The organism is Paracoccus aminovorans, from assembly GCF_900005615.1.
Classification (GTDB): Bacteria; Pseudomonadota; Alphaproteobacteria; order Rhodobacterales; family Rhodobacteraceae; genus Paracoccus; species Paracoccus aminovorans.
Map to the genome: position 1 here is coordinate 2,578,696 of NZ_LN832559.1, position 16,094 is coordinate 2,594,789.

Below are 16,094 nucleotides of genomic sequence, written 5' to 3' on the forward strand. Positions count from 1 at the left end.
GACGCATCACCCTTCGAGCCGGGCGATCGCCAGCGCGCGGGCCAGGGTCTGGCGGGCGGTGGCGACATGCAGGTTCTCGACGATGCGGCCGTCGACCACGGCCACGCCCTGCCCCTGCCGCTGCGCGGCGTCGAAGGCCTCGATCTGGCGGTGGGCCAGCTTGATCTCGTCCTCGGTGGGGGCGAAGGCCCGGTTGGCGATGGCCAGCTGCGCCGGGTGGATCAGGGTCTTGCCGTCGAAGCCCATGTCGCGGCCCTGCTCGCATTCGGCGCGCAGCCCCTCGTCGTCCTTGAAGGCGTTGAACACCCCGTCCACGATCACCTTGCCATGCGCGCGCGCGGCCAGAAGGCACAGGCCGATCCCGGCCATCATCGGCAGACGGTCGGGGCGATAGCGGCTGTTCAGCTCCTTGGCGAGGTCGTTGGTGCCGACGACCATGCCCTGCAGCCGGGGATGGCCGGCGATGGCCGAGGCGTTCAGCATGCCCTTGGGCGTTTCCATCATCGCCCACAGCGGCGCGTCGGGGACCAGCGCCGCGACGCGGTCCAGGTCCTCGGGACCCTCGACCTTGGGCACCAGCAGCGCATGGGCGTGCCGGGAAAAGGTGCGGGCGAAGGCGCGGGCGTCGTCCTCGCCCCATTCGCTGTCCAGGCTGTTGATGCGCACGATCCGGGTGCGGGGGCCGTAATCCTCGCGCAGCGCCCGGCCCAGCAGGTCGCGGGCCTCTTCCTTTTCCGAGGGGACCACCGCGTCTTCGAGGTCGAAGATGATCGCATCCGCGGCAAGCGCACGGGCCTTTTCCAGCGCCCGCTCGTTGGACGCCGGAATGTAGAGGACTGAGCGATAGGGTCGGGTCATCGTGATCTCGCGTAATAATCTTGCGCGAAGCTGCCCGGAAAAGACGCGAATGGCAAGTCTTGTTTTGCCGCGCTGCGGCGTGGGCTGTGTCCCGACAGGTTTCCTCAAAACGGTAGTCGGCGTCACGGCAGCGACGGCCTGGAACCGCATACCCCAGCCGCCCGGCCGGGGGCATCGGGACCGCCGCCAGCGCTGGGCCATGGTTCTTGCCGTCTGCTCCGACCGGTTGCACCATCCGGCCGCGCCCACGGGCACGCGACAGTTTTGCACTGTTAGCGGTTGACAATGCGCAATCTTGTTTCGCGGATGCCGCCACATCTTGCGATTCCCCCACCAAAGGACTAGGCCAACCCGCGAACCGTCATGGAAATCGGAGGTTGACTCATGGCCCGACCCAAGATCGCACTCATCGGTGCGGGGCAGATCGGCGGCACGCTGGCCCATCTGGCCGCGATGAAGGAACTGGGCGATGTCGTCCTGTTCGACATTGCCGAAGGCACGCCCCAGGGCAAGGCGCTGGACATCGCGCAATCCGGCCCGTCCGAGGGTTTCGATGCCGTGATGAAGGGCGCCAACGACTATGCCGACATCGCTGGCGCCGACGTCTGCATCGTGACCGCCGGCGTGCCGAGAAAGCCCGGCATGAGCCGCGACGACCTGCTGGGCATCAACCTGAAGGTGATGAAATCGGTCGGCGAAGGCATCAAGCAGCACGCTCCGAACGCCTTCGTGATCTGCATCACCAACCCGCTGGACGCCATGGTCTGGGCGCTGCGCCAGTTCAGCGGCCTGCCGCATGAGAAGGTCGTCGGCATGGCCGGCGTGCTCGATTCGGCCCGCTTCCGGCACTTCCTGTCGCTGGAATTCGGCGTCTCGATGCGCGACGTCACCGCCTTCGTGCTGGGCGGCCACGGCGACACCATGGTGCCGCTGGCCCGCTATTCGACCGTCGCCGGCATCCCGCTGCCCGACCTGGTCAAGATGGGCTGGACCACGCAGGACAAGCTGGACGCCATCGTGCAGCGCACCCGCGACGGCGGCGCCGAGATCGTCGGCCTGCTGAAGACCGGCTCGGCCTTCTACGCGCCCGCCACCTCGGCCATCGAGATGGCCGAGGCCTATCTGAAGGACCAGAAGCGCGTGCTGCCCTGCGCCGCCTATGTGGACGGCGCCTATGGGCTGGACGGGCTCTATGTCGGCGTGCCGACCGTGATCGGCGCCGGCGGCATCGAGAAGGTGATCGACATCAAGCTGGACCACGACGAGCAGGCGATGTTCGACAAATCGGTCGACGCGGTCCGCGGCCTGGTCGCGGCCTGCAAGGGCATCGACGCCTCGCTGGCCTGATCCCGCGCCGGATCGGAGTTCGAAAGCCCCGCGGAGCGATCCGCGGGGTTTTTTCATGTCGCGCCCGGCGCGACCGGCTGATCGCGGTTCAGCGACCGCGTCCTGCGTGCGCAAGATGGGTGTGCGGCACGCCGACTCTGCTTGCGGTAACAGCCGAGGCATTTGCGATCACAGCCTCAAGAGGTGTGATCACAAATCCGCAAAAGCGGCCGATTTTACGCAAATCGCGACGCATAATGCTTTGGCCGCCCCGGCGGATGTGCCACAAGCCCGCCAACCGACCACTGCGGGGGAACCCAGATGAATATCCATGAATACCAGGCCAAGGCGCTGCTGCGCCAATACGGCGCGCCGGTCTCGGACGGCCGGGTGGTGACGAAGGCCGACGAGGCCAAGACAGCCGCGGGCGAGCTGGACGGGCCGCTTTGGGTCGTCAAGGCGCAGATCCACGCCGGCGGCCGCGGCAAGGGCCATTTCAAGGAAGCCGCCGCCGGTGAGAAGGGCGGCGTCCGCCTGGCGAAATCGGTCAGCGAGGCCGAGGAACTGACCCGCCAGATGCTGGGCCGCACCCTGGTCACACACCAGACCGGCGAGACCGGCAAGCAGGTGAACCGCATCTATATCGAGGACGGCAGCGACATCGAGCGCGAGCTGTATCTGGCCCTGCTGGTCGACCGCGGCACCTCGCGCGTCAGCTTCGTCGCCTCGACCGAAGGCGGCATGGACATCGAAGAGGTCGCGGCCTCGACGCCCGAAAAGATCGAGACCTTCAGCGTCGATCCCGCCTCGGGCCTGTCGGACTTCCACGGCCGCCGCGTGGCCTTTGCGCTGGGTCTGACCGGCGGCCAGGTCAAGCAATGCGTCCAGCTGGTCCGGAACCTGTATCGCATGTTCATCGAGAAGGACATGGAGATGCTGGAGATCAACCCGCTGATCGTGATGAAGGACGGCAACCTCAAGGCGCTGGACGCCAAGATGGGCTTCGACAACAACGCGCTTTATCGCCAGCCCGACATCATGGCGCTGCGCGACGAGACCGAGGAAGACCCGAAGGAACTGGCCGCGTCGAAGTTCGACCTGAACTACATCGCGCTGGACGGCGAGATCGGCTGCATGGTGAACGGCGCGGGCCTGGCCATGGCGACCATGGACATCATCAAGCTGTTCGGCGCCGAGCCGGCGAACTTCCTGGACGTCGGCGGCGGCGCGACCAAGGAAAAGGTCACCGAGGCGTTCAAGATCATCACCTCGGACCCGAACGTGAAGGGCATCCTGGTCAATATCTTCGGCGGCATCATGCGCTGCGACATCATCGCGGAAGGCATCATCGCCGCCGTGAAAGAGGTCGGCCTGCAAGTCCCGCTGGTCGTGCGTCTGGAAGGCACCAACGTCGAGCTGGGCAAAGAGATCATCAGCGAGTCGGGCCTGAACGTCATCGCGGCGGACGATCTGTCGGATGCGGCGCAGAAGATCGTGAAAGCGGTGAAGGGCTGACCGCAATGGTTGACAAGTGTTTTCTGCGTACACCATTTGCTGTGACAACCTACCTCAAGGCTTCATCTCAGGAGGAGCCTGCTTCGGACGTCGATTATGCGACGCTGGAAGAGGCTAGCGCAGCTTTCCATGCAGCAAAGAAGGACCCCAATGTCTTTGCTTATCTTTTAGAAATTGGTGTTTTTGCGGACAACAAAGACAACCTGAAAGTTGACCATATGGTCTTCGACACCAACGACTTTGACTGGTGGCGAAGCGTTTCACCTCTCAACAGGCTTGGCTCACGCGGATTCGGACGCCCCACAAATCACGGGGATTACGCGGTCGAATACAAGCCTGTCGCAGAACTCAACTGGAGGCTTTAATGGCCGTTCTCGTCAACAAAGACACCAAAGTCATCTGCCAGGGCATCACCGGCTCGCAAGGCACCTTCCACACCGAACAGGCGATCGCCTACGGCACCAAGATGGTCGGCGGCGTGACGCCCGGCAAGGGCGGCAGCGAACACCTGGGCCTGCCGGTCTTCAACTCGGTCCACGAGGCCGTCGCGAAAACCGGCGCCAACGCGACCGCGATCTATGTGCCGCCGCCCTTCGCGGCCGACTCGATCCTGGAAGCCATCGACGCCGAGATCCCGCTGATCGTCGCCATCACCGAGGGCATCCCGGTCCTCGACATGATGAAGGTCAAGCGCGCGCTGCAAGGTTCGAAATCGCTGCTGATCGGGCCGAACTGCCCCGGCATCATGACGCCCGACGAATGCAAGATCGGCATCATGCCCGGCAGCATCTTCAAGCGCGGCTCGGTCGGCGTCGTGTCGCGCTCGGGCACGCTGACCTATGAGGCGGTGAAGCAGACCTCGGACGTGGGCCTCGGCCAGTCCTCGGCCGTCGGCATCGGCGGCGACCCGATCAAGGGCATGGAGCATATCGACGTGCTGCGCATGTTCCTGGACGACCCCGAGACCGAGTCGATCATCATGATCGGCGAGATCGGCGGCTCGGCCGAGGAAGAGGCCGCCGAGTTCCTGGCCGAGCAGAAGCGCAAGGGCAAGTGGAAGCCGACCGCCGGCTTCATCGCCGGCCGCACCGCGCCGAAGGGCCGCCGCATGGGTCATGCCGGCGCCATCGTCTCGGGCGGCAAGGGCGACGCGGAATCCAAGATCGAGGCCATGAAATCGGCCGGGATCGTGGTCGCCGACAGCCCGGCAGGCCTGGGCGAAGCCGTGCTGAAGGCTCTCGGCCGGTAACATCATTGTAAGACTTTTGACTTAGGCGTGGTCCCTGCCTACCTTCGGGGGGCCGCGCCGAAACCCCCAAGCCAGGTGCCACAGTGGACCGCCCCCGTCGCCAGACCGCTTTTCCGCCCACCCAGGCCCGGCCCTGCCGCCAGCGCGCCGGACAGCGCCTTTCCCGCCCCGGCGGCCGGAGGCGGGAATGACCCGCCCCCCTGCCCCGCCCGATGGACAGGCTGTGGCGCCCCTGCCGCCGGACTCGCCCGCTCCGATCCGGGCCGAAAGCTGGGCACTTTGCGTTGCGACCTATAACCGTGGCGACATGCTGGCCGCTTGCGTGCGCCATGCATTGCAATCGACCCTGCCGCCAACGGAGATCGTCATCGTTGATGCCAGCGACGACTGGCAACAGACCCGGAGCGGGATCGAGGCGGTGATCGCGGAAACGCGCGCCTGTTCGCTGCATTACGAGCCGGCGCGGCGCAAATCCGCCAGCGCGCAGCGCAATCAGGCCATCGCGCTGGCCTCGGCCGACATCCTGTTCCTGATCGACGACGACGCCATGCTGCATCCCCAGACGGCCGGGCGGATCATGGACTATTACCGCGCCGATTCGCAGCAGCGGATCGTGGCGATTTCCTGCTGCAACACCCCCCTGCAGGCAACGACCGAAGCGGTCGGCGATCTCAAGCAGACGAACCGGGCCGGGGCGCTGATTTCGGGCCGGCCACCTGCCGTGCAGCGCCTGATCGACGGCTTGCTGCGGCATGCCCTGATGATCCCGGCCGACCAGCGTTTCGTCCGCTACGACAGCCCCGGCAGGCGCTGGCAGGGCGACACCGCGCTGCCCGAGGGCTTGGGCCGCGTCGATTTCATCGTCGGCTTCGCCATGACCGTGCGGCGCCGGGTGGCGCTGAGCGAACCCTTCGACGACGGTCTGGTCGGCAGTTCCATCGCCGAGGACCTGGATGCGAGCTATCGCTATGGCCGCCACGGCGTCCTTGCCTTCGCCCCCGATGCGCCCATTCATCACCTCGAGGCGGCGGCAGGCCGCGACCGGCGCCGGGTGAACACGGCGCTGGCGCTGCTGAACATCGCCTATTTCGTCCGCCGCAACTCGGACCGGCAGAGCCGCGATTTCGCCCGCTACGGCCTGTGGTATCTGCGCATGCTGCTGGCCGAACTGCCCAAGGACCTGGCCGGCGGCCGCTGGAGCCTGCCGCAGGTGCGCGGCGCCCTGCTGGCCGGGCGCAACCTGCCCGCCCTGCTGCGCCAGCCGCGGGCCGGGCTGCCGGAATGGTATCAGGACCGACAGACAAGGCTGATGACCGGCGCGCAGCCCGGCCGCGGCCAGAACCACACGACCGCCCCTGATCCAGGCGCGAACGGATAGAATTTCCCGGAGGCAATCCAATGAACGACCAATCCCCCAACGCGGCCTTCCACGATTCAAGCTTCCTGCAAGGCCATAACGCCGCCTATGTCGAGCAGCTCTACGGCCAGTGGGCGCAGGACCCCTCGGCGGTGGACCAGGCCTGGGATGCGTTTTTCCGCAGCCTCGGCGACGAGGAGGCCGTGGTCACGCGCGAGGCCAAGGGCGCCAGCTGGCGCCGCGCCGACTGGCCGCCGATGCCGTCCGACGACACCACCGCGGCGCTGACCGGCGAATGGCCGATGCTGCCCAAGACCGAGGCCAAGGCGGCACTGGACAAGATCGCCGCCAAGGCGGGGGAAAAGGCCGTCAGCCTGACCGACGACCAACTGAAGCGCGCCGTGCTGGACAGCATCCGCGCCATCATGCTGATCCGCGCCTTCCGGATCCGCGGCCACCTGCATGCCGACCTGGACCCGCTGGGGATGCGCGAGGTGCCGGCCGACGGCGAACTGGACCCCAAGACCTACGGCTTCACCGAGGCCGACCTGGACCGGCCGATCTTCATCGACAACGTGCTGGGCCTGCAGATCGCCACGGTCCGCCAGATCACCGACCTGATGCGGCGGACCTATTGCGGCACCTTCGCCATCCAGTTCATGCATATCTCGAACCCCGAGGAAGCCGCCTGGCTGAAAGAGCGGATCGAGGGCTATGGCAAGGAGATCGCCTTCACCCGCGAAGGCCGTCGCGCCATCCTGAACAAGCTGGTCGAGGCCGAGGGCTTCGAGAAGTTCCTGCATGTCAAATACATGGGCACCAAGCGCTTCGGCCTTGACGGCGGCGAGGCGCTGATCCCGGCCATGGAGCAGATCATCAAGCGCGGCGGCGCACTGGGCGTCAAGGACGTGGTCTTCGGCATGCCGCACCGCGGCCGGCTGTCGGTGCTGGCCAACGTGCTGAACAAGCCCTATCGCGCCATCTTCCATGAATTCCAGGGCGGCAGCTACAAGCCCGAGGACGTGGACGGCTCGGGCGACGTGAAATACCACCTCGGCGCCAGCTCGGACCGCACCTTCGACGACAATACCGTGCACCTGTCGCTGACCGCAAACCCCAGCCACCTGGAAGCCGTGAACCCGGTGGTGCTGGGCAAGGTCCGCGCCAAGCAGGACCAGTTGTCCGACCAGGCGCATCGCACCGCCGTGCTGCCGATCCTGCTGCATGGCGACGCGGCCTTCGCCGGCCAGGGCATTGTCGCGGAATGCTTCCAACTTTCCGGCATCCGCGGCCACCGCACCGGCGGCACCATCCATATCGTGGTGAACAACCAGATCGGCTTTACCACGGCGCCGCATTTCAGCCGCACCTCGCCCTATCCGACCGACATCGCGCTGATGGTCGAGGCGCCGATCTTCCACGTCAACGGCGACGACCCCGAGGCGGTGGTCCATGCCGCCCGTGTGGCGACCGAGTTCCGGCAGAAGTTCCACAAGGACGTGGTCATCGACATCTTCTGCTATCGCCGCTTCGGTCACAACGAAGGCGACGAGCCGATGTTCACCAACCCGGCGATGTACAAGTCGATCAAGGGCCACAAGACCACCTTGCAGCTTTATACCGACCGGCTGGTCGCCGACGGCCTGGTTCCCGAGGGCGAGATCGAGGAGATGAAGGCCGCCTTCCAGGCGCATCTGAACGAAGAGTTCGAGATCGGCAAGAACTTCAAGCCGAACAAGGCCGACTGGCTGGACGGCAAGTGGTCGGGCCTGGCCGCCGAGGCCGAGGAATACGCCCCCGGCCAGACCGGCATCGCGCCCGAGACCCTGGCCGAGATCGGCAACGCGCTGACCCGGGTGCCGGACGGGTTCGACCTGCACAAGACGGTGGGCCGGCTTCTGGACGCCAAGAAGCAGATGTTCGAGACCGGCAAGGGCTTCGACTGGGCGACGGGCGAGGCGCTGGCCTATGGCTCGCTGCTGATCGAAGGCCATCCGGTGCGGCTGTCGGGTCAGGATTCGACGCGCGGCACCTTCTCGCAGCGCCACTCGGCCTTCATCGACCAGGCCACGGAAGAGCGTTACTATCCGCTGAACCACATCCGCGGCGGACAGGCACGCTATGAGGTCACCGACTCGATGCTGTCGGAATATGCGGTGCTGGGCTTCGAATACGGCTATTCGCTGGCCGAGCCGAACACGCTGACCCTGTGGGAGGCGCAGTTCGGCGATTTCGCCAACGGCGCGCAGATCATGTTCGACCAGTTCATCAACTCGGGCGAAAAGAAATGGCTGCGCATGTCGGGCTTGGTGGTGCTGATGCCGCACGGTTACGAAGGCCAGGGGCCGGAACACAGCTCGGCCCGGCTGGAGCGCTGGCTGCAGATGTGCGCCGAGGACAACTGGATCGTGGCGAACTGCACCACGCCGGCGAACTATTTCCACATCCTGCGTCGGCAGCTGAAGCGTCCGTTCCGCAAGCCGCTGATCCTGATGACGCCGAAATCGCTGCTGCGCCACCCGCTGGCGGTGTCGAAGGCCGCGGATTTCACCACCGGATCCAGCTTCCACCGGGTGCTGTGGGATGATGCCCAAAGCGGCGACGCCCAGCTGGCGCTGAAGCCCGACAACGAGATCCGCCGCGTCGTGGTCTGCTCGGGCAAGGTCTATTACGACCTCTTGCAGGCCCGCGATGCCGCCGGTGCCGACGATGTCTATATCCTGCGGCTGGAACAGTTCTATCCCTTCCCGGCCCAGGCGATGTCGAAGGAACTGGAGCGGTTCAAGGACGCCGAGGTGGTTTGGTGCCAGGAAGAGCCCAAGAACATGGGCGGCTGGACCTTCGTCGAGCCGAACATCGAATGGGTGCTGTCGCGCATCGGCGCCAGGCACGGGCGCGCGCGCTACGTCGGCCGCGCCGCCTCGGCCTCGCCGGCCACCGGCCTCGCCTCGCGCCACAAGGCCGAGCAGGAAGCGCTGGTGAACGAAGCCATCACGGTCGGTGGCTGAGATGGCTGTGGAACTTCGCGTCCCCACCTTGGGGGAATCGGTATCCGAGGCGACGGTGGCGACCTGGTTCAAGAAACCGGGCGACCGCGTCGCCGTCGATGAAATGCTGTGCGAGCTGGAAACCGACAAGGTGACGGTCGAGGTGCCCTCGCCCGTGGCCGGCAAGCTGGCCGAAATCGTCGCGCCCGAAGGCGCGGTGGTGGCGCCCAACGCCTTGCTGGCGCAGATCATGGAAAAGGGCGATGCGGGCCCCGAGGAAATGTTGCCCAAGACCGATGCGGGCACGAAAGCTCAGGAAGGACAGAAGAAGATGAGCGGAAAATCCGTCGACGTGATGGTGCCCACCCTGGGCGAAAGCGTGACCGAAGCCACGGTGGCGACCTGGTTCAAGAAGGTCGGCGACAGCGTCAAGCAGGACGAGATGCTGTGCGAGCTGGAAACCGACAAGGTCTCGGTCGAGGTCCCGGCCCCGGCCGCGGGCGTGCTGGCCGAAATCCTGGCGCCCGAGGGTGCGACGGTCGAGGCCAGCGCCCGCCTGGCGGTGATCGCCGAGGGCGCGTCCGGCGCCGCCGCCCCCGCCAAGGCCGAGCCCGAGGCGAAGAAGGCGGCAGCCGTGGAATCGCCCGGCGCCGGCCCCGAGACGCCGAAGCCCCGCGACATCGAGGACGCGCCCTCGGCCAAGAAGGCCATGGCCGAGGCCGGCATCTCGCGCGATGCGGTCGCCGGCAGCGGCCGCGACGGCCGGGTGATGAAAGAGGACGTGGCCAAGGCCGGCGCCGCGCCGGTCGCGAGTGCCGCCCCCGCCCCGGCCCAGGCGCCCCGCGCGCCCAGCTCGGCCGAGGATGCGGCGCGCGAGGAGCGGGTCAAGATGACCCGCCTGCGCGCCACCATCGCCCGCCGGCTGAAGGATGCGCAGAACACCGCCGCGATGCTGACCACCTATAACGAGGTGGACATGAAGGGCATCATGGACCTGCGCAACACCTACAAGGACGCCTTCGAGAAGAAGCACAAGGTCAAGCTGGGCTTCATGTCCTTCTTCGTGAAGGCCTGCTGCCACGCGCTGAAGGAGGTGCCCGAGGTCAATGCCGAGATCGACGGCGGCGACGTGGTCTACAAGCATTTCGTCCACATGGGCGTCGCCGTCGGCACGCCGAACGGGCTGGTGGTGCCGGTGCTGCGCGACGCCGACCGCAAGAGCTTCGCCCAGATCGAGAAGGAAATCGCCGAGCTGGGCGCCAAGGGCCGCGACGGCAAGCTGACCATGGCCGAGATGCAGGGCGGCACCTTCACCATCTCGAACGGCGGCGTCTATGGCTCGCTGATGTCCTCGCCGATCCTGAACCCACCGCAGTCCGGCATCCTGGGCATGCACAAGATCCAGGATCGCCCGGTGGTCGTGGACGGCCAGATCGTCATCCGCCCGATGATGTATCTGGCGCTGAGCTACGACCACCGCATCGTCGACGGCAAGGGCGCCGTGACCTTCCTGGTCCGCGTCAAGGAGGCGCTGGAGGATCCGCGCCGCCTGCTGATGGACCTGTGATCCAAGGGGCGCGCGGTTTTGCGCCGCGCGCCCGCCTCCCGGCACGATTGCCGGCCCCGGACGTGACGAAAGACCAGCGATGACCAAAGCTCTTGCCGCCCTTGCCCTGATCCTGCCGCTTGCCGCCTGCGGACCCGAACCGGCCCCGCAGCTGGAGGCGACGAATCTGGTTATGCTGGAGCGCAGCCGCGACGTCCTGATGAAAGGCACGCGCTCCACCACCGAGAACGTGCCGCCCGCCGTCTATCGCTTCACCTACAAGATCGCCTGCGTGGCGGACGATCAGGGCGGCACTCCGGATCAGCGCGCCGACCGGCTGATCGCCGCCGCACCCCGCGCCGCGGGTCAGGTCTATGTGCCGATCGGCTTCGGCTACCTGCGCTCGTTCGAGCTGCGCAAGCTGAACACCGTCGCCGTGCCGCAGACCCGCTGCGAGGTCCGCGACATGACCGCCACCCCGGTCGCCAGCGGTCAGGCGGCCTTCGCCGCCGCCGCGCTGCGTCTGAACGCGGTCCAGGAAATGATGGGGCGCTGAAGCCGAACAGCGGCACCGCAACCGAAACGAACTTCACAGGTTGATCCGAAGGCTGGAAAGACAAACCATGCACGGCATCGGGCGGCCCAATCCCAGCCAGACCACCCCGCCGCAGGAGAGTTCGAATGTCCCAGATGATTGCCCATTACACCGTCGCCCATTACGCCGCCTTCAAGACCGCCTTCGACAACGACGCCGAAGATCGCGGCAATAACGGCCTGTCGCTGCTGCAGCTCTGGCGCGAAAGCGACACCAGCGCCTGGGCATTGTACAATGTCGGCGATGCCAAGGCGGCCAAGGCCTATCTGGAGGGCGCCGCGGGCGTATTCAACAGCCAGGCCGGCGTCACGAGCACCGAATTCCACTATGTCGAGACCGCCTGATGGCGGCCGAGACCACCGCGCTGGCCCTGGCTGCGCTGCTGCAGGCGGCGCAGATCGGGGTGGCCGCCGCCTCGATGAACCGCGATGTGGGCGCGCGCTGGAACGCCAGCCCCCGCGACACGCAGCCCGAATTCTCGGTCCTGACCGGGCGGCTGCGCCGCGCGGTCGACAACCATTTCCAGGGGCTGATCCTCTTCACCATCGCCGTGCTGCTGGTGATGCTCTCGGACGCCGGCAATGCCCTGACCACGCTTTGCGCCTGGCTCTATCTGCTGGCGCGCATGTTTTACGTCCCCGCCTATGCCTTCGGCTGGTCGCCCTGGCGCTCGCTGATCTGGGCGGTCGGATTTATCGCCACCATGGTGATGATCGTCACCAGCCTGTTCACATGAACCGCACCGGCGCGAAGCGGCGCCGGGAACAAGGAGACCCGAATGTCCACCTATGACCTGATCGTGATCGGCGCCGGCCCCGGCGGCTATGTCTGCGCGATCCGCGCCGCCCAGCTGGGCCTGAAGGTCGCCTGCGTCGAGGGGCGCGAGACGCTGGGCGGAACCTGCCTGAACGTCGGCTGCATCCCGTCCAAGGCGCTGCTGCACGCCAGCCACATGCTGCACGAGACGCATGAGAACTTCGCCAGGATGGGCCTGGTGAACGCCCATGTCGAGGTCGATTGGGACAAGATGCAGGGCTACAAGGCCGAGACGGTCGGCGGCAACACCAAGGGCATCGAGTTCCTGTTCAAGAAGAACAAGATCGACTGGCTGAAGGGCTGGGCCAGCATCGAGGCGCCCGGCAAGGTCAAGGTCGGCGACACCACGCATGAGACGAAGAACATCGTCATCGCCACCGGCTCGGAACCCGCCAGCCTGAAGGAGGTCGAGGTCGACAATGCCGCCGGCGTGGTGGTCGATTCCACCGGCGCGCTGGCGCTGCCGAAGATCCCGAAGTCGATGGTGGTGATCGGCGCCGGCGTGATCGGGCTGGAGCTCGGCTCGGTCTATGCGCGGCTTGGCGCCGAGGTGACGGTGGTCGAATTCCTGGACGTCATCACCCCCGGCATGGACGGCGAGGTGCAGAAGCAGTTCCAGAAGATCCTGGCCAAGCAGGGGCTGAAATTCGTCCTTGGTGCCGCCGTATCCGAGGTCGAGGTCGAAAACGGCCTGGCCGAGGTCGAATACACGCTGCGCAAGGACGACAGCAAGCACGAGATCAAGGCCGAATGCGTTCTGGTCGCCACCGGCCGCCGGCCCTATGTCGCGGGCCTCGGCCTCGACGCGGTGGGCGTGGCGCTGACCGATCGCGGCTTCGTCCAGGTGGACAAGAACTGGCAGACCAATGTCCCCGGCATCTACGCCATCGGCGACGCGGTGCCCGGCCCGATGCTGGCCCACAAGGCCGAGGACGAGGGCATGGCGGTCGCCGAGGTCATCGCCGGCAAGCACGGCCATGTGAACTACGACGTGATCCCTGGCGTGATCTACACCACGCCCGAGGTCGCCAGCGTCGGCCTGACCGAGGAAGCCGCCAGGGAAACCGGCCGCAAGATCAAGGTCGGCAAGTTCCCCTTCATGGGCAATGCCCGCGCCAAGGCGCTGTTCCAGGCCGACGGCTTCGTCAAGCTGATCGCCGATGCCGATACCGACCGGGTGCTGGGCTGCCACATCATCGGCCCGAACGCCGGCGAGATGATCCACGAGGTCTGCGTGGCGATGGAATTCGGCGCCTCGGCCCAGGACATCGCCCTGACCTGCCACGCGCATCCGACCTGCTCGGAAGCGGTGCGCGAAGCGGCGCTGGCCTGCGGCGACGGCGCGATTCACGCCTGATCGGCGGATCGCCACCGAAACCGCCGCCGCACTGCGGCGAGAATCCGCCGATGGGCCGCCCCAAGCCGGGCGGCCCGCTCTTTTGAATTCCCCGACTCTCGTGCCTGTGGCTAATCCTTTGGTCAACCACAAGACGAGGGCAGTGATGAAATCCTTGATCGGGCTTTTGGCCCTGAGCGGCGTTCTGGCCGTCAGTGCCTGCGGCGACAACCGGGTCGATCCCGACCGCCGCTATCTGGTCGAGCCGCGCGCCACCGCCGCCGAGACCGTCGGCCTGCACGCCAACGAAACGCCGGAACTGCGCCGCCTGATCAACAAATACGCCGCCGAGTATCAGGTTCCCGTCGATCTGGTGCATCGCGTCATCATCCGCGAATCGCGCCACCGCCCCGGCGCCCGTAACGGCCCCTATTACGGGCTGATGCAGATGCTGCCGGCCACCGCGCGCGGCATGGGCTACCAGGGCGGCGCCTCGGGCCTGCTGGATGCCGAGACCAACCTGAAATACGGCGTCAAATACCTGCGCGGCGCCTATATGGTCGCCGGCGGCAATTACGACAATGCCGTGAAATGGTATTCGCGCGGCTATTACTACGAGGCCAAGAAGAAGGGCCTGCTGGAAGAAACCGGCCTGCGCTGAAGGCAGCCCGACCCGACCGACTGGGCCCGCCGCAAGGCGGGCTTTTTCGTTGCGGGTTGCGATCCGCGCTTCGGAACGCAATCGACCCCTGCAACCTGCCAAGGCCCGAGTCCGGCCTGCGCTAGCCGATCCCTCCCCTGCGTCGTGCATGGGCCTTGGCTGCCAGCGCATCTGACGCGTTCAATCGAAGCGGCAGGCGGGCAGCGCGTGCCACCTCTGCCCGGGTCACGCCGATATCGTCCAGAATCTGGTCGTCCAGGCGGAGCAGGTTCAGGAACGCATCGCGCCTCTCCCTGTCCCGACGATTGGTTTCAAACCGACCCCGCAGCCGTGCCATCGCGGCGCGCAAGGCAGTCCCGATCCACGGACTGCGCAAGGGCGGGTTCATGGTGCAGATTTCCTTGGCCATCCTAACCTCCTTTGTTCAGGTCAGGCTGGCATGGCGATATTCTTCAATACAGCGCATAGTTCTTAGTGTATCATTCAGGAAAATTGATCGCGATGCGCCCATGCAACCACAGCAGAACAACCTTCTTGAGACCGACCTTCTGAAGACATTCGTGACCATCTCCGAGACCGGGAACTTCACGGTCGCGGCGAAACGGGTGTTCCGAACCCCCTCGGCGGTCAGCATGCAGATCAGGCGGCTTGAGGATCAGCTGGGCCGCGCCCTGTTCGTCCGGCATCCGCGCCATGTGACGCTGACCGCGGACGGCGAGGCATTTCTCGTGCATGCCAAGGACATCCTGCGCATCAATGACGAGGCTCTGTCCCGCTTTCGGGTGCCGCAGCTTGAAGGCCGGGTCCGGTTCGGCGCCCCCGACGATTTCGGCGTGCGCTATCTTCCCGCGATCCTGTCACGCTTCGCCGCGACCCATCCCCTTGTCGAGGTCGAGGTCTTTCTGTCGACCAGCGTGAACCTGGCCCGGCGGTTCGAGGCGGCAGAGATCGACATGATCCTGACCGTCTCGGCCCAATCCGCGCCGGCGCCGGGAGAGGTCATTCATTCGGAGCCACTCGTCTGGGTCGGTGCCCGCGACGGCATGGCGTTCTGCAGGACCCCCGTGCCGCTCGCCCTGTCCTCGCATGGATGCCCCTGGCGGGCGGCGGCCCTGGCCGCGCTCGACAAGGCCGGTCGCCGCTACAGGATCGCCTATACGTCGGAGGCCGCCGCCGGCCAGCTGGCGGCGGTCATGGCCGATCTGGCGATCGCGCCTTTGCCGGTCAGCCTGGTGGACGAACAGCATCGGCGGCTGACGGAAAAGGACGGCTTCGGCGCGATCGGTTCCTATCAGCTGAGGCTTCAGAAAAACCCCGATATCGGCTCGGCGGCGCAGGCTTTCGCGGATCATGTGCGCGAGAGCTTTGGCCGGCACGAATGACCGGGCGCAAAGCCCCCTATCCCAGCCGCCGCTGATACCGGATGAAGGGCGAGCGTTGCGCAACCCGGTCGTAAAGCATCCGCCCCGGATAATTGTCCTCGGCCGTCAGCCAATAGACGAAGGGCACGCCCCGGGCATCCGCCGCCGCATAGACCGCCTCGATCAGCGCCCGCGCCACGCCCCGGCCGCGCGCCTGCGGGTCGGTGAACAGATCCTGCAGATAGCACACGCCCTCGTCCCGCCACAGGTTCGGGTGAAAGACGTAATGCACCAGCCCCAGCAGCCGCGCGCCATCGGCATGGACAAGCCCGTGGAAATCCCCTGCCTGGCCCGACAACAACCGCGCAAAAGCCTTGTCATAGAACCCGGCCGGACGGTCGTGAAAGCCGTAGAACGCCTGGTAGCCCTGGTAGAGCCGCTGCCATTCCAGCCGGTCCTCGGGGCGCAGCTCGCGGATCATCGCCGC

General features: G+C 66.4%; 16 protein-coding genes. 13 read left to right on the forward strand and 3 right to left on the reverse strand.

All coding sequences use genetic code 11. The annotated features are described in order from the left end of the window. Nucleotides 1–6: 6 nt before the first annotated feature. Nucleotides 7–858 (reverse strand): HpcH/HpaI aldolase/citrate lyase family protein, encoded by an 852-nt coding sequence (locus JCM7685_RS12845; RefSeq protein ID WP_074968632.1) that lies wholly within the window; start codon nt 856–858, stop codon nt 7–9. Between the two features lie 384 nt (nt 859–1,242). Here JCM7685_RS12845 and mdh point away from each other — a divergent pair, with 384 nt between their 5' ends. The 12 genes from mdh (at nt 1,243) to JCM7685_RS12900 (ending at nt 14,246) form a co-directional block, all read left to right on the forward strand. Continuing rightward, complete coding sequence (mdh, locus tag JCM7685_RS12850; RefSeq protein ID WP_074968630.1) at nt 1,243–2,205, forward strand: malate dehydrogenase; 963 nt, start codon at nt 1,243–1,245, stop codon at nt 2,203–2,205. A gap of 300 nt (nt 2,206–2,505) precedes the next feature. Continuing rightward, complete coding sequence (gene sucC / locus JCM7685_RS12855; RefSeq protein WP_074968628.1) at nt 2,506–3,699, forward strand: ADP-forming succinate--CoA ligase subunit beta; 1,194 nt, start codon at nt 2,506–2,508, stop codon at nt 3,697–3,699. Nucleotides 3,700–3,704: 5 nt separating this feature from the next. Further along, on the forward strand, nt 3,705–4,064 hold the full coding sequence (locus tag JCM7685_RS19620; RefSeq protein ID WP_139218097.1) for a hypothetical protein: 360 nt from the start codon (nt 3,705–3,707) through the stop codon (nt 4,062–4,064). Beyond that, nucleotides 4,064–4,948 (forward strand): succinate--CoA ligase subunit alpha, encoded by an 885-nt coding sequence (sucD, locus tag JCM7685_RS12860; protein ID WP_074968625.1) that lies wholly within the window; start codon nt 4,064–4,066, stop codon nt 4,946–4,948. Before JCM7685_RS19620 ends, sucD begins: the two co-directional genes overlap by 1 nt. Before the next feature lie 187 nt (nt 4,949–5,135). Next, nucleotides 5,136–6,326, forward strand: a complete 1,191-nt coding sequence (locus JCM7685_RS12865) for a glycosyltransferase family 2 protein (RefSeq protein ID WP_083412788.1) — start codon at nt 5,136–5,138, stop codon at nt 6,324–6,326. A 20-nt stretch (nt 6,327–6,346) separates the two neighbouring features. Then, complete coding sequence (locus tag JCM7685_RS12870; protein ID WP_074968621.1) at nt 6,347–9,313, forward strand: 2-oxoglutarate dehydrogenase E1 component; 2,967 nt, start codon at nt 6,347–6,349, stop codon at nt 9,311–9,313. 1 nt (nt 9,314) lies between these two features. Further along, a complete protein-coding gene (gene odhB / locus JCM7685_RS12875) occupies nt 9,315–10,859 on the forward strand; it encodes a 2-oxoglutarate dehydrogenase complex dihydrolipoyllysine-residue succinyltransferase (RefSeq protein WP_074968619.1) in 1,545 nt (514 codons plus the stop codon). A gap of 79 nt (nt 10,860–10,938) precedes the next feature. Next, nucleotides 10,939–11,394 carry a hypothetical protein gene (locus JCM7685_RS12880; protein ID WP_074968617.1) on the forward strand — a complete coding sequence of 152 codons (456 nt, stop codon included), beginning with the start codon at nt 10,939–10,941 and terminating at the stop codon, nt 11,392–11,394. A 125-nt stretch (nt 11,395–11,519) separates the two neighbouring features. Beyond that, on the forward strand, nt 11,520–11,777 hold the full coding sequence (locus JCM7685_RS12885; protein ID WP_074968615.1) for a hypothetical protein: 258 nt from the start codon (nt 11,520–11,522) through the stop codon (nt 11,775–11,777). Further along, on the forward strand, nt 11,777–12,169 hold the full coding sequence (locus JCM7685_RS12890) for an MAPEG family protein (protein WP_062561928.1): 393 nt from the start codon (nt 11,777–11,779) through the stop codon (nt 12,167–12,169). The genes JCM7685_RS12885 and JCM7685_RS12890 overlap by 1 nt, the downstream gene beginning before the upstream one ends. 42 nt (nt 12,170–12,211) lie before the next feature. Beyond that, entirely contained in the window at nt 12,212–13,606 is a 1,395-nt protein-coding gene (gene lpdA / locus JCM7685_RS12895; RefSeq protein WP_074968614.1) for a dihydrolipoyl dehydrogenase, read from the forward strand. 145 nt (nt 13,607–13,751) lie between these two features. Continuing rightward, nucleotides 13,752–14,246 (forward strand): lytic transglycosylase domain-containing protein, encoded by a 495-nt coding sequence (locus JCM7685_RS12900; RefSeq protein ID WP_074968612.1) that lies wholly within the window; start codon nt 13,752–13,754, stop codon nt 14,244–14,246. A 121-nt stretch (nt 14,247–14,367) separates the two neighbouring features. Here JCM7685_RS12900 and JCM7685_RS12905 read toward each other — a convergent pair whose 3' ends face one another. Continuing rightward, a complete protein-coding gene (locus JCM7685_RS12905; protein ID WP_074968610.1) occupies nt 14,368–14,655 on the reverse strand; it encodes a DUF1127 domain-containing protein in 288 nt (95 codons plus the stop codon). Between JCM7685_RS12905 and JCM7685_RS12910 the strand changes: the two genes are divergently transcribed. Next, complete coding sequence (locus tag JCM7685_RS12910) at nt 14,633–15,628, forward strand: LysR substrate-binding domain-containing protein (protein ID WP_231964636.1); 996 nt, start codon at nt 14,633–14,635, stop codon at nt 15,626–15,628. The genes JCM7685_RS12905 and JCM7685_RS12910 overlap by 23 nt on opposite strands. Nucleotides 15,629–15,644: 16 nt before the next feature. Here the strand turns inward: JCM7685_RS12910 and JCM7685_RS12915 are convergent, their stop codons facing one another. Beyond that, nucleotides 15,645–16,088 carry a GNAT family N-acetyltransferase gene (locus tag JCM7685_RS12915; protein ID WP_074968606.1) on the reverse strand — a complete coding sequence of 148 codons (444 nt, stop codon included), beginning with the start codon at nt 16,086–16,088 and terminating at the stop codon, nt 15,645–15,647. Nucleotides 16,089–16,094: the final 6 nt, after the last annotated feature.

Excerpts from the sequence above, each read along its gene's own strand:
- JCM7685_RS12845 (WP_074968632.1), bottom strand. The coding sequence starts at position 858 with ATGACCCGACCCTATCGCTCAGTCCTCTACATTCCGGCGTCCAACGAG.
- mdh (WP_074968630.1), top strand. The coding sequence starts at position 1,243 with ATGGCCCGACCCAAGATCGCACTCATCGGTGCGGGGCAGATCGGCGGC.
- sucC (WP_074968628.1), top strand. The coding sequence starts at position 2,506 with ATGAATATCCATGAATACCAGGCCAAGGCGCTGCTGCGCCAATACGGC.
- JCM7685_RS19620 (WP_139218097.1), top strand. The coding sequence starts at position 3,705 with ATGGTTGACAAGTGTTTTCTGCGTACACCATTTGCTGTGACAACCTAC.
- sucD (WP_074968625.1), top strand. The coding sequence starts at position 4,064 with ATGGCCGTTCTCGTCAACAAAGACACCAAAGTCATCTGCCAGGGCATC.
- JCM7685_RS12865 (WP_083412788.1), top strand. The coding sequence starts at position 5,136 with ATGACCCGCCCCCCTGCCCCGCCCGATGGACAGGCTGTGGCGCCCCTG.
- JCM7685_RS12870 (WP_074968621.1), top strand. The coding sequence starts at position 6,347 with ATGAACGACCAATCCCCCAACGCGGCCTTCCACGATTCAAGCTTCCTG.
- odhB (WP_074968619.1), top strand. The coding sequence starts at position 9,315 with ATGGCTGTGGAACTTCGCGTCCCCACCTTGGGGGAATCGGTATCCGAG.
- JCM7685_RS12880 (WP_074968617.1), top strand. The coding sequence starts at position 10,939 with ATGACCAAAGCTCTTGCCGCCCTTGCCCTGATCCTGCCGCTTGCCGCC.
- JCM7685_RS12885 (WP_074968615.1), top strand. The coding sequence starts at position 11,520 with ATGTCCCAGATGATTGCCCATTACACCGTCGCCCATTACGCCGCCTTC.
- JCM7685_RS12890 (WP_062561928.1), top strand. The coding sequence starts at position 11,777 with ATGGCGGCCGAGACCACCGCGCTGGCCCTGGCTGCGCTGCTGCAGGCG.
- lpdA (WP_074968614.1), top strand. The coding sequence starts at position 12,212 with ATGTCCACCTATGACCTGATCGTGATCGGCGCCGGCCCCGGCGGCTAT.
- JCM7685_RS12900 (WP_074968612.1), top strand. The coding sequence starts at position 13,752 with ATGAAATCCTTGATCGGGCTTTTGGCCCTGAGCGGCGTTCTGGCCGTC.
- JCM7685_RS12910 (WP_231964636.1), top strand. The coding sequence starts at position 14,633 with ATGGTGCAGATTTCCTTGGCCATCCTAACCTCCTTTGTTCAGGTCAGG.
- JCM7685_RS12905 (WP_074968610.1), bottom strand. The coding sequence starts at position 14,655 with ATGGCCAAGGAAATCTGCACCATGAACCCGCCCTTGCGCAGTCCGTGG.
- JCM7685_RS12915 (WP_074968606.1), bottom strand. The coding sequence starts at position 16,088 with ATGATCCGCGAGCTGCGCCCCGAGGACCGGCTGGAATGGCAGCGGCTC.